Origin of the sequence: Alcaligenes endophyticus (assembly GCF_026344035.1) — a bacterium.
Classification (GTDB): Bacteria; Pseudomonadota; Gammaproteobacteria; order Burkholderiales; family Burkholderiaceae_B; genus Alcaligenes; species Alcaligenes endophyticus.
The window spans coordinates 1-12,951 of sequence record NZ_JAPKND010000010.1; the positions used below are offsets into that span (position 1 = coordinate 1).

Below are 12,951 nucleotides of genomic sequence, written 5' to 3' on the forward strand. Positions count from 1 at the left end.
TGCACCAAGCGGTCGGGATGGGAAAATTGATTCCAATGTCCGTTTTGAGAGATAGCGATAGCCGCTTGCGTCGCTTGCACGAAGACCTGGCTCGATGAGCTGCGGGAACCATGGTGCCCCACCAGCACCAGCTCGTGAGGTAACAGTCCAGCAGCAACCATCTGCTCTTCTTCAGCAATTCCCACATCGCCTAGGATCATAGCCCGATGATATTTTCCCTGTACCGATAAAACGCAACTTTGACTATTCTTCTGCTGCCCTAGCGATGGCGTTAAGGTGTCTGTTTCTGGCCGACTGGGCCACAAGAACTCAAAACGGACGCCGTCTACCTCCCACTGCACTCCTCGTTGGCACAGTTGCATGTTCGCCGGCAAGCGCACAGTGCCTGCCGGACGCTGCAAAAGGCGTTCCTCACGACTCACAAAGGCAGCCACATCGAAACCCGCCCAGCTTTGCGTCACGGCATACTTTTGCAGCACGCTACTGACCCCCCCTACATGGTCTAAATCGGCATGCGACAGCACCAACACGTCAATCTCTGGTATGGCTTGGGAGCGCAAATAGGGCACGATGCTACGTAAGCCCTCATCAGAATTGGGGCTATAGCGCACGCCGGCGTCATACAGCAGTACTTGCGACTGTGTGCGCAATACGATTGCGGCTCCCTGCCCGACATCTAAAGCGGTTAATTGCCACTGACCATAAGCCGGTAATGTAGGCCGATAAAATAGAGCAGGCAGCAGCATGGCCAAACCACTTACGCGAGGCACAACACCGCGGGGCAAACCAATAACCACTACGCCCAATACGGCCCATAACAAGGCCCAAAAGGGTGCGGCCGCTGACACGATAACGGCCCATTTAACACTGATTAAATACTCCGTTAGTAGCATCACATAATCGAGGAGGTAGGCTGCACAACGCGCCACCCCGTCAGCAGCCCAGTCTCCGCTCGGCAACACAGCCAATAAAGCCAACAAAAGGGCCAAAGGAGTGAGCACGCTACCGATAACAGGAATAGCATACGCATTCGTCACCGGGGACACGATAGATATTTCGTGAAACAAGTAAGCCAGTAAAGGGAACAAGGCAACAGTAATCAACAACTGCAAACGCACGGCTTGATATAAACCATGTCCAGCACGCTGCCAACCTTGATAGACCCGTAAGGCTAGGCCCTGCCAATAGTTCCTAAATAGCAAAACTGCGACGGCCGCAAACGACAGATAAAAACCACTACTCAACAAAGCCCAGGGATCCCAGAGCACGATGACAAAAGCCGCTAACAACAACACGCGTGAAGCCCCCAGCACCAAACCCGACAAACGAGCTAGCACCACCACGAGCAACATTAAAAAAGTTCGCTGAGCGGGCACACCCCAGCCAGCCAAAACACAATACAAAAACGCCGTGCACAATGCCGTCCACGACGCGATATGCTGGGCAGGATAACGTTCTGCCCAGGGACGGTTACGCCACCTACACCGCCGCCACACCCACGACACCACAGCCGCTAGCATGACAGCAATTAAGGTCACATGGGATCCACTAATAGAGACCAAATGGGTGAGTCCAGCCCGATTAAATAGCTCCCAATCACCGGGACTAATACTTGCTTGATCGCCCATGGCCAACGCCAGCAATACGCCTCCATAACGATGTTTACTCACATGGGGCAACATGCGAGCACGCACCCTATAACGCCAGCGCTCGGCCCACACTGCCGGACGCCAGCCGACATGCTCATGCAAAAGCTCGGGTTGCCCCCGCACACTACCTAAAACGCGAACTCCTTGAGCAAACAAATGCTGCTCGTAGTCAAAGGCATGCGGATTTCGCGCACCATGCACGGGTTTAACCTTCAGGCTCATGGACCATACCTGCCCCGGCACAATTTCTGGAAAATCATAATATTGAGGCATAGCGTAAGGGCCTTTGCGGCTGGGGCTAGACCAATGCACTAGGATTTCTTGCGGCAGCCCCGATGGCTGCGATTGCAACACCTGCGCTTGAAATTGACGCGAGTCAGGTTGCAAGCGCGGTAAAGAGGTGATGCGCAACTGTACTTTGCTGACTTTGTTAATGTCAGTGATCGGTAATTGTTCGCCTAAACGCCACGCGGCTAACGTATTAACATATGCAGCCCCAAGCAAGCCACAGCCCACCAAAACCAGCCATTTTGTCAGCACGGGCTTGCGCTTACAACAACCCAAAATTAGGCCCGCCACGCCAACATTAACCAGCCAAACCCAAGCTGAAGGGTACACCTCACTCCATGTGTGTACCCATCCGGCTCCTGACAAAAATGCTATTACCTTTAAACGGCCCTGCATCGCTTTGCTCCGAAAAGCCTAGCGTAATCAGCAGCGTGACAAGAGGATAGAGACGGTGAAGAGAAACAGCCTAAGGGATTACTACTGCACAGTAGAACGCTTTACGAGTTCGATGCAGTAAGACTGAATGCATGCCGCAGACCAGGCAAGGCCCTAATAGCCGCCTGAGCGCTCTCCCTGACTACCGTTTCGTAGGGTTGGCCGCGTAAAGAAGCAAGCTCTTGCGCTATTTTCTGCAACTCTGCTGGCTCATTGCGGGTAGCACTACCTTGCGCTTGACCCAGGCCATCACGACCTAACCACGCGGGGGGTATATCCGGTGCATCCGTTTCTAATACGATAGACTCGCTCGGCAGGCTAGCCGCCAACCGGCGTATCTGTTTGGCCCGCGTAAACGTCATGGCTCCGCCAAAACCCAAGGCCATGCCCAACCGGATGAACTGTTCGGCTTGTTGCTCACTGCCATTGAAAGCATGAGCAATCCCTCCTAAACCTGTGTATTGACGCAGAAACTTGAGCACTCTGTCTTGCGAGCGCCGCACATGCACTATGACAGGCAAATTGTGCTTCTGAGCCAGCTTTAGTTGCTGCTCAAAGAGCCATTCTTGATGCGCTCTGGCAGCCTCTGTACATAATTCAGGAACAAAATAGTCCAAACCAATTTCACCCACCCCTACTAAGCGGGGGTCGTGCCGATGTCTGCTGAGCTGCTGGTCTACATGCTCTAGGTCTGTTTGCGTGGCTTGTAAAGCATACAGAGGATGTATACCTAAAGCGTAATACCCGCCCGAGACGCTATGCGCTAAGGTGCGTACCGTTTCAAAATTCACTACAGCCACGGCGGGTATCACTATCGCTTGTACACCCGCCTGCTGAGCCCGCACTATCACCTCAGAGCGATCCGCAGCAAATTCGGCGGCATCTAAATGACAGTGCGTGTCGATCAACATACTTTTAACCCCTTGAGTCTTGCACCAAACGCCCTTTTTCCATCAGCAGTTGTCGATCCGCTAACGCGGCTAAGGCTGGATCGTGCGTTACTAGAACAAAAGCGGTACCCAAGTCTCGATTCACCCGACTAAGCAAAGAGAACATTCCCTCTGCCGTATACCGATCTAGATTGCCTGTGGGTTCATCTGCTAGTACGCAAGCGGGTTTAGTCACCAAAGCCCGCGCTAACGCCACCCGTTGTCGCTCCCCTCCGGATAACTGCCCCGGAAAGTGGTGCATGCGCTCACTCAACCCTACTTGCTCTAGCAATAACTGAGCCTCGACACGAGCTTGGTTGCGATTCATGCGTCGCACGATTAAGGGCATAGCCACGTTATCAGTAGCATCGAACTCGGGTAGCAAATGGTGAAACTGGTACACAAACCCTAGAACCTGGTTACGTAAACGGCTACGCTGCGTTTCATTCAGATGGTCTGTCGCGGTTCCGTTGATACTAATGGAGCCACTGGACGGCACATCAAGCAGACCCAATGAGTGCAACAAGGTGCTTTTTCCAGAGCCGGAAGCACCGACAATGGCCACCATTTCGCCTTGATAGACCTCAAGGCTGACGTCAGTTAGGACCTGCGTATGCACGCCCCCTTCCTCGTAATGCACGCTTAGGCCAGAGGCCGTAATTACCGCTTTTTGAGTGGCTTCAATCATGACGCAAAACCTGTGCAGGTTGCAGTGTGGACGCACGCCAACTGGGATAGAGGGTGGCTAGGAAAGACAACACTAATGACACCACTCCGATTAGCACAATATCGCTAACTTGCGGGTTGGAAGGCATTTCACTGATAAAGTAAATTTGCTCGGGCAAGAATTTTTGTCCCATCAAGTTTTCAATGAACGGTACGATCACATCAATATTGTAGGCAATCAGGGCACCGAACCCCACTCCCAGCAAAGTACCCACTACTCCAATTAACGAGCCTTGCACCAAAAAAATGCGCGCAATTTCCCGTGGCGTGGCTCCGATGGTGCGCAAAATCGCAATATCGGAACGCTTATCCTTTACCGCCATCACTAATGAGGACAGCAGATTAAAGGCGGCTACGGCCACAATTAGGGTAAGTATTAAAAACATCATACGTTTTTCGGTTTGCACAGCAGCAAACCAAGTACGATTGTTCTCCGTCCAATCTGCCACTCGTACACGGGGAGGCATCTGTTGAGCAATTTCGCGCCCCACTAGCGGCGCTTGGTGCATGTCATCGATACGTAGACGCACGCCACTCACCCCCACATCACGAAAGACTTTCGCTGCATCTTCTACGTTTATAAAGGCTAAACTGGCATCATACTCATAGTAGCCCGATGAAAAGACTCCTAGTAACGTAAACTGGCGCATGCGAGGTGAAAAACCCGCAGGTGAAATAGAGCCTTGGGGAGCCATGAGCATTAAGGTATCACCAATATTTAAGCGTAAACTATTCGCTAACTGCTCACCCAACACGATGCCATAGCTACCCGGTTGCAAATTGTCTAAGCGCCCGCGGATCATTTGTCGGCTAAGATCCGACACCTCTGACTCTAGCTGTGGGTCTAAGCCACGCACTTGAGCTCCTTGCAGGCTATTATTACGCACTAACATACCTTGGGCCGCCACATACGGGGCAGCACCTTGTACATGTTTATTTTTTCCCGCTAACTGTGCCATCTCTTTCCATTGGCCCAAGACTTGGGTATGGTCTGTATTAGGCACCAGCACTTCAATGTGCGGCAACACGGAAAGCATGCGATCACGCACCTGCACCTGAAAGCCATTCATGACAGACAACACCACGATAAGAGCTGCCACGCCCAGCGCGATGCCCACCATGGAACTGCCCGCAATAAATGAAACGAAACGATCCGCCCGCCCACTCGAACCGCGTCTAGCTCTGGCCAGACCTGCGTAACGCGCCCCTATCCAAAATTCATATGCCATTCGAGCAGCTACCGCCTCTAAGAAAACATTACAATCAACCTATGCAGATCGTACTATCCGGCGCGCTCCCCGATCCTGCGGAAGCACGCGAACTTATCCGATACATGCAGGACACCGCACCTACATTATGTCAGTGGCTAGGCCTATACCAAGCCCAAGAGCATACTGTAGACCCCAGCCTTTACTTGTGTACGCCCGCCGAACACTATGCGCTACAACAAGCAAAATTTCATGTACACCAGGCTCAGCATCTTAGCGCAGGTCTAGCTCCTTTGTTGTTGCAAAGGAGCAAAATCCCGTTACAGCAACCACTGCAAAGCCCCATCTGGCTAGCTCAATTAGTTCACATTGCCCCATCGCGTGATGGCGCCATGTTAGTGCCGGCTCGTGAACTCATGATTAGCACGACCCATAGCCAAGCCTTATTTGACTCATTTGCGCCTTTTTTGGCAGACACGGGCTTTACTTTTTCAAGCTGCACCTCCGATCACTGGCAAGTACAAGTACCTAGCGAGTTTACTACGGCAGCGGCCAGTCCTGAGCTCGTTGCATCAAGTAATGTAAATAACTGGTGGACGCAAGATCAAGTCACCCGCCCTTGGCGTAAATTAGCGAACGAATTTCAAATGTTTAGCTTCGGCCACCCGGTCAATATTGAGCGACAGCAACAGGGGCTGTTGCCCATCAACAGCCTTTGGCTCTATGGGGGAGGCAGCATAGCGCAACTTGCTCCTTCCACCGAAACAAGCAGTCCGGTCAAACACCTAGATCAACTTCAAGCAAGCTTCCAGTCGCGTGACTGGGGAGACTGGCTTGTGCAGTTAAAACAACTCGAGAACGAGCTATTTGCTAAACAGGGGGCACACCCTCCTGAACGCCTCGTTTTACTGGGACGCGAGCGCTACATAATCTGCACACTCCCCCAAGCAAAGCCTTGGCCCTTACGTTTATTTTCCAAACCTCAACCTTGGAGTCGCTGGTGGTCACCCCTATCCTGAATAACCGCTCGGCAGTACCGGCAAAAAGCGCAGAACTAGAAGCTGACGGCATACACCCCTTAATGGCTAGGCTTTTAGCCGCACGGGGTGTCACTAGCGCGTTAGAAATGCATATCAGTTGGGCGAACTTAATTCCACCCAAACAGCTTTCGCAAGTTGCCGAAGCAGCGCAACACTTGGCCAATGCCATCGCCAACAAACAGCGTATGCTCATTATTGCTGACTACGACTGTGACGGGGCGACGGCTTGTGCAGTGGGTGTACGAGCGTTACGCAGCATGGGAGCCATTGTCGACTTTCTAGTGCCTAATCGCTTTGAGACGGGCTATGGCCTTTCACCCGCAGTGGTCGAACTGGCGCTCCAACATACTGCCGGCAAACCCGATTTACTGATTACCGTGGATAACGGCATCGCCAGTATTGAAGGAGTTGAAGCGGCTAATGCGGTGGGTATGCAAGTACTGATTACCGACCACCACTTACCCGGCGATGAGCTACCCGACGCCTTGGCGATCGTGAACCCCAATCACCCCGATTGCAGCTTTCCCTCGAAGAACTTGGCCGGCGTGGGAGTCATTTTTTACTTAATGCTTGCGCTACGTGCCGAATTACGCCTACGTGGCGTATACCCTAGCAATGGCGGCCCACGCTTAGATGCCTTAGCCGACCTCGTTGCATTGGGAACAGTGGCTGATGTCGTCAGCTTGGATAGCAACAACCGTCTATTGGTCACTCAAGGCTTAGAGCGCATGCGTAGGGGGCAGATCCATTGCGGCATTCGAGCCCTCTTTCAAGTAGCCGGCCGCGATCCGCGCCAAGCCAATGCCTTCGATCTTGGCTTTGCGCTAGGACCACGTATTAATGCGGCCGGACGTTTGGCTGATATGTCGCTTGGCATACGCTGTTTGCTCACCGATGACGAGCAGCAGGCTCTGCAGTTGGCGCAAGAGCTTGATGAGATGAACCAAGATCGCCGTGCCATAGAAAGCACCATGCATGCCGAAGCACAACAAATCGTTGAGCAAGTTTTACCGGATACCAGCGCGACGGTCTGCGTTTACCATCCTGATTGGCATCAAGGAGTCGTAGGTTTAGTCGCTTCGCGCTTGAAAGAAAAGTACTGGCGCCCTAGCCTAGCCTTTGCTCAGGCTGAGTCTGGGGAGATAAAAGGCTCTGGCCGCTCGATTCCTGATGTGCACCTGCGAGACGCCTTAGACCTAGTCTCTAAGCGCTACCCTGGTTTAATTTTGAAGTTTGGCGGTCATGCAATGGCGGCTGGTTTAAGCCTAGAGGAAGACAACTATGATGTCTTCGTGCAAGCTTTTGAAGAGGCTGTACAAGAGCTAACTGGACGCTACCAATTCGACCCTATTATCGACACTGATGGATCGTTAGAGCCTGAATTTGCCACCCTACATGTCGCTGGCTTATTAAAGCAGCAAGTATGGGGCGCGGGGTTTCCAGCTCCGGTTTTTCGCGACAACTTTACTATCCGTCAACAGCGGTTACTCAAAAACAAACATTTAAAACTAAGCTTAGAGCGTCAAGGGATGCATTATGAGGCAATCTGGTTCAACCATAACGTACTGCTACCCGAACAGGTCGAAGTCGCTTATCGTTTAGACCAAAACGAATGGAATGGTCAGGTATCGATACAACTCATTGTTGAGCACGCCCAAGCTTGTGAATAAAAGCCTCAATCTACCGTAGCCCCGTTGTGAAACATCATAGTCATCAAGCATGCCCATGTGGTTCAAAAAAACAGTACGCCCACTGCTGTCTACCTTGGCATCAAGGGAAAATACCACCAAATGCTGAGCTACTCATGCGCTCACGCTACAGCGCGTATGTGTTAGATCTGGTCGATTATATACGGGCCACGTGGCACCCTAGCACCTGCCCGACGGATATCAGTGTCAATCCGCCCCAACTAAAGTGGCTTGGGTTAAGCATACGACAATATCGCGTCATCAGCGCAAACGAAGCAAATGTAGAGTTTGTGGCGCGAAGCCGTTTGCACGGACAGGCTCACCGACTACATGAAATCAGTCGTTTTGTGTTTGAGCAGCAACGTTGGTGGTACGTAGACGGACAATTTCCTGAGCCTGATACGAAGGTTTAGCGACTGAAGCCGCCTCAATTTATACTAGGTCCAACAGCCATTGCTCCAGTTTGTCTCTTACTAGGCCTACATGCTGATCATACAGAAAATTATTATTACCTTACTCATCGTCTTGCCAATACTGGCTGCTTGGCGAGAGTTCCTAGATCGTAAAATTTCCGGCGCAAATGGCCTGCTGCTCGTGACGTGCATGATGCTCTGCTTTGGGCTGTCGGTTATTGGCTTTTTTGTGTCATGGTATAACACCACGTTTTTTTCTGCCGTCCTGTACTTCGTGGCCTACGCGGTTTGGACCTACTTTTTCCCGCAACTTTTGGCCACGTTTATTGTGTATTTAGATAAACGTTTGACGTAACTTTTACCGTGCTGTTCACACCATGAGCTCTAACACATTAAGCTATCTGCATCTTTTTTGTGCCATAGCCTTTGAAATCATAGGCACTACGCTTTTACAACAATCACAACAGTTCACCCGCTTATATCCCTCTGTGGGATCGTTATTTTGCTATGGCGTAGCCTTCTACTTTTTGTCCCTGACATTACGCTCAATGGCGGTTGGAATTGCTTATGCGCTATGGAGCGGCATAGGTATTGTACTGATTAGTCTAATTGGCTGGCTCGTTTTTAAGCAAAAAATTGATCTACCTGCCATCATTGGCATCAGCCTCATTGTGGCAGGTGTACTAGTGATTAATCTGTTCTCGAGTTCGGTGCACTAGTCCCCAAATCAAGTAATCCAGCCCCATCACCACTTTTTTCTATTGTTTATTCAGCGGCCATGAAAGCTCTTATTCAACGCGTGACTCAAGCGCACGTACTCATCGATCAAAAAGAAATTGCGCGTATACAGGCAGGGATGTTGGTGCTGGTATGTGCTGAGCCCACGGACCAACGTGCTACAGCAGATTTACTCATAGAGAAACTGTGCAAACTACGTATATTTGCCGATGCCGAAGGGAAGATGAACCTGAACATAAAGCAGGCTCAGGGCGAGCTACTATTAGTCAGCCAGTTTACGCTGGCTGCAGACACTCGCCGCGGCACTCGTCCAGGGTTTAGCCGGGCAGCCCCGCCCGAGTTGGCTAAACCCCTGTTTGAGTATTTAATTGAGCAGGCTCGTGGGCACATAACTAAGGTCGAACATGGCATATTTGCGGCAGATATGCAGGTTCATCTGGTCAATGACGGCCCCGTTACTATTCCACTAGACATCAATTAATGTTTGCTTGCGCCTCACTCATCTACCATCAAGATACGTTCATTCATAATCCGGCGACAATCCATCTCGTATTCCAGATCGACTACGGGCGGTCGTACATAATTCCAGGTTAAGCCTTTAGCTATTGATCCGCGGCGGCCCAACTCGCTGGCTAAAAATGGGTAAATATTATGCCGGGTATAAACTTGCGTAGCGGTACAATCTGCCCACGAAAAACCTAAAATTTGCATACGGCGTTCCATCTCGCCTAAGACCCACTGTGCTTTTTTTAACAAACCGGCCTCTGAGACATCCTGAAAAGCAACGATATTTTCTTGATAATCTCCAGGGCCCTCGGGCACCTCGCAACTGCCCGCTACCACAAACGTGTCGTACTCCATATCAGACTCAACGGTGTAGCTAAACGCATACAGGCCTGGCTCTTCGGGTGCATCCAATACAGGCGATACATTGCTGCGAGCCACTGGGTTATGACCTGACTTCTCTAGGCCCCAACTCCGTAAGGTTTGGCTGTACAGCTCATTAAACTGATCAAAGGCAGCATTACTGGCCGGCTCTGGGGAACGCAGCTCACACGCGCACAACGCGGTCAGAGGACGCTCCTCAGCTTCCAATACGGCCTGAATTAAATCAAACCCCTCTTTAAGAGGTAGAACCTCAGAAAATACCACTCGACATATTTCATAGCCTGGTTCGGCGGCTACTCCAGCCGAATAACGGCTAACGCCGGTAGGGACGAAACGATAATTTCCCTTCTCAAATACGATGCTTTTGCTCATGGTGTTCTCTGTACTAAAACGTATTAACTAGGGCCCGCGACTTGACCCACCGCATAAGCGTGCCACTATAGCACCCTTGCTGAATAAACCGTAGCGCCAGACTCAAATCCCCTTAAGCCCATCAAGAGAAGCGCCGGCGAATAATGCACCGCTCAAGCAGTCGAGGAAACAAGCCTGCTTGGGTACAATTGAAAACCTAGGCCACTTGCCTAAGAACGATACTTGGTGGTTCTTTTTCCTGTAGTACCCTCAAGCTCAACGGAGTCTCCTACATATGCTCAACCATCACGGCAAGCCCGCATTTCTTAATCAGCTAACCCTCCCGGCCGATCTGGTAGTGGCATTGAATCAGCTAGACAGCAAACAAGCGATTAGCGCCGCCCGCCTAATGGATGATGAGAGCCTAGTTGCTACCCTCGAATTCCCTGAGCTACACCATGCGGTAAATATCTTGTTGGACTTAGCCCACCACCAGCGCTGGGCGCCCCTAGAAACGCTCGCCGAAGACCGGCTTGCCGACTTACTTCAAAGCCTTAACCACAAAGAGCAAGAGCGTATTTTATCGCATCTTAGTCAACCGACTCGCAGCTCAGTACTTAGGTTAATGCATTACCCGGCCGACACAGCCGGGGGCATTATGACCACCGAGTTCTTACAAGTCCCTATAGGTTGGACAGTAGAACGCACGTTGCAACATATACGCGAAGTAGAAAGCACGCGCGAAACTGTTTATGCTATTTATGTAGTCAATGAGCAGAAGCAACTCCAGTTTGTCGTGCCCCTACGTAAATTAGTCTGCGCTGATCCTAATGCTGAGCTAATCGCCCTATGGAAGGGCGAGTCGCCGGTGGTCGTTCGGGCGCTGACCGACAAAGAAGCTGTCGCACAAATTATCCGTAGACACGATTACCTCGCCGTACCCGTAGTAGACGAGGAGCACACTATTATCGGCATTGTGACGGTCGATGACGTGATCGATACACTCATGGAAGAAGCCGCCGAAGACATCAGCCGCTTTGGGGGAGCAGAGCACATCGGTAAGCCCTATTTACACGTTAACTTTTGGCTCATGATACGCAAGCGCGGAGGCTGGTTAGCGGCCCTGTTTCTAGGTGAAATGCTGACTGCCAGCGCCATGCAGTACTACGAATTCCAACTCGAAAAAGCGGTGGTGTTAGCCATGTTTATTCCGCTCATTATGAGCTCAGGAGGGAACTCTGGTTCACAAGCCACCTCTCTGCTAATACGTGGCCTAGCGTTAGGCGAAGTACACCTTAAAGACTGGTGGCGTGTATTATTACGCGAGCTACCCACTGGTCTCATTTTAGGCACTTTATTGGGCGCGGTAGGCTTTTTACGTATCGAGGTTTGGCAGCATGCGGGACTATTTGACTACGGCGAATACTCGCTGCTGATTGCGTTCACTATCTGGGTTGCCTTGGTGGGCATAGTAACCTTTGGGTCGTGCGTAGGCTCTATGCTACCCTTTTTATTGCAACGCGTAGGCTTTGACCCCGCCAGTGCCTCAGCCCCCTTAGTGGCCACGTTAGTGGATGTTATTGGTTTAGTTATTTATTTCTCTGTCGCTGCACTGTTCTTGACAGGCACCCTACTGTAGCGAGCAGTTTTATTACACCTTAGGGTAGCAGCCGTTACTTGCTAAGCTACCACCTTGCGTCCGTTACAGGCAATATCGGCCATGTCGCTATTAAATCAGTTTTTCCTCAGCTCAGAGCACAGCAGCCCATTCGTCAATCACACCTACGATGTGACGCTGGTGGCCCTGTCATTGGTCATGGCTGTTTTTACCTCTGGCATGGCGTTACAAGCAGCCCACCTAGCTCATATAGCAAAGAACCCCGTTCATCGGCAAATCGCCATCTTGTCAGGCACCCTCGCATTAGGTGGCGGCATTTGGAGTATGCATTTCATCGGCATGCTTGCCTTTGAGCTCTGTACCCCTGTAATTTATGATCCCCCTATCACCTTATTATCCATGTTGCCTAGTGTGGGGGCTTCGTGGGTGGCTCTACAATTATTATCGCGCCATAATCTCAGCCGTTTACAGCTTTTCCTAGGTGGTTTTCTTATTGCGTTAGGCATAGCCGTCATGCATTACAGTGGTATGAGCGCCATGCGGATGACAGCCAGCCTGCGCTACGAGCCTTATACGTTTTTTGCCTCTATTCTGCTTGCCATTATTTTTGCCACCTTGTCCTTAAGTGTGCGCCTGAAAACGGCCCCCCACCACCACTCACAAAAAGCCCGCATAATGTTCAGTGCGCTGCTGATGGGAACAGCGATAGCAGGCTTACACTACCTAGGCATGTGGTCGGCTCGCTTCCTGGGCACCGACAGTGAAATGCTTGATGTGGTGATGCTCAATACGTCCTCTGCATCCTTGCTGCTGGCTGTATTCACCATTATCGTTACCGCACTCATGCTGGCTGGCAACCGTTTACTGCGTTATCGCTCCTTATATTACGAAGCAACACGTAAGCAAGCGCAATTACAGGCCATTCTAGATGCTAGTGATAAAGACACAATGTAAGATAAAAAAGATTGTGTATGGTCTGT

The 12,951-nt window shown here is 51.1% G+C and carries 13 protein-coding genes; 8 read left to right on the plus strand and 5 right to left on the minus strand.

Annotated elements, in window-relative coordinates; all coding sequences use genetic code 11:
• From OSH01_RS14840 to OSH01_RS14855, 4 genes are all read right to left on the minus strand, one after another.
• Positions 1-2,333 (minus strand): DNA internalization-related competence protein ComEC/Rec2 (locus OSH01_RS14840; protein WP_266124909.1); only part of this gene is annotated, 2,333 nt, incomplete at its 3' end.
• Between the two features lie 101 nt (positions 2,334-2,434).
• Entirely contained in the window at positions 2,435-3,283 is an 849-nt protein-coding gene (locus OSH01_RS14845) for a TatD family hydrolase (RefSeq protein WP_266124910.1), read from the minus strand.
• Between the two features lie 4 nt (positions 3,284-3,287).
• Positions 3,288-3,989: an ABC transporter ATP-binding protein gene (locus OSH01_RS14850; RefSeq protein ID WP_266124911.1), complete on the minus strand. Its 702-nt coding sequence runs from the start codon at positions 3,987-3,989 to the stop codon at positions 3,288-3,290.
• On the minus strand, positions 3,982-5,256 hold the full coding sequence (locus OSH01_RS14855; protein ID WP_266124912.1) for a lipoprotein-releasing ABC transporter permease subunit: 1,275 nt from the start codon (positions 5,254-5,256) through the stop codon (positions 3,982-3,984). Before OSH01_RS14855 ends, OSH01_RS14850 begins: the two co-directional genes overlap by 8 nt.
• 41 nt (positions 5,257-5,297) lie before the next feature.
• On the opposite strand from OSH01_RS14855, the gene OSH01_RS14860 reads away from it, so the two are divergent.
• From OSH01_RS14860 to dtd, 6 genes are all read left to right on the plus strand, one after another.
• Positions 5,298-6,254 (plus strand): hypothetical protein, encoded by a 957-nt coding sequence (locus OSH01_RS14860; RefSeq protein ID WP_266124913.1) that lies wholly within the window; start codon positions 5,298-5,300, stop codon positions 6,252-6,254.
• Positions 6,236-7,945: a single-stranded-DNA-specific exonuclease RecJ gene (recJ, locus tag OSH01_RS14865; protein WP_266124914.1), complete on the plus strand. Its 1,710-nt coding sequence runs from the start codon at positions 6,236-6,238 to the stop codon at positions 7,943-7,945. Before OSH01_RS14860 ends, recJ begins: the two co-directional genes overlap by 19 nt.
• A gap of 26 nt (positions 7,946-7,971) precedes the next feature.
• A complete protein-coding gene (locus tag OSH01_RS14870) occupies positions 7,972-8,376 on the plus strand; it encodes a YchJ family protein (RefSeq protein ID WP_266124915.1) in 405 nt (134 codons plus the stop codon).
• Between the two features lie 70 nt (positions 8,377-8,446).
• Positions 8,447-8,731, plus strand: coding sequence for a hypothetical protein (locus OSH01_RS14875; protein ID WP_266124916.1), 285 nt, complete (start codon positions 8,447-8,449; stop codon positions 8,729-8,731).
• Between the two features lie 22 nt (positions 8,732-8,753).
• Positions 8,754-9,095, plus strand: coding sequence for a DMT family transporter (locus tag OSH01_RS14880; protein WP_266124917.1), 342 nt, complete (start codon positions 8,754-8,756; stop codon positions 9,093-9,095).
• Positions 9,096-9,154: 59 nt separating this feature from the next.
• A complete protein-coding gene (dtd, locus tag OSH01_RS14885; protein ID WP_266124918.1) occupies positions 9,155-9,595 on the plus strand; it encodes a D-aminoacyl-tRNA deacylase in 441 nt (146 codons plus the stop codon).
• A gap of 14 nt (positions 9,596-9,609) precedes the next feature.
• On the opposite strand, the gene cnbZ is transcribed toward dtd, so the two are convergent.
• On the minus strand, positions 9,610-10,374 hold the full coding sequence (gene cnbZ / locus OSH01_RS14890; protein ID WP_266124919.1) for a 2-amino-5-chloromuconate deaminase CnbZ: 765 nt from the start codon (positions 10,372-10,374) through the stop codon (positions 9,610-9,612).
• A gap of 274 nt (positions 10,375-10,648) precedes the next feature.
• Between cnbZ and mgtE the strand changes: the two genes are divergently transcribed.
• The gene (mgtE, locus tag OSH01_RS14895; RefSeq protein ID WP_266124920.1) at positions 10,649-11,992 is read left to right on the plus strand and encodes a magnesium transporter; all 1,344 of its coding nucleotides are present in this window, start codon (positions 10,649-10,651) and stop codon (positions 11,990-11,992) included.
• An 81-nt stretch (positions 11,993-12,073) separates the two neighbouring features.
• Positions 12,074-12,925, plus strand: coding sequence for an MHYT domain-containing protein (locus OSH01_RS14900; protein ID WP_266124921.1), 852 nt, complete (start codon positions 12,074-12,076; stop codon positions 12,923-12,925).
• The last annotated feature ends 26 nt before the right edge of the window (positions 12,926-12,951 follow it).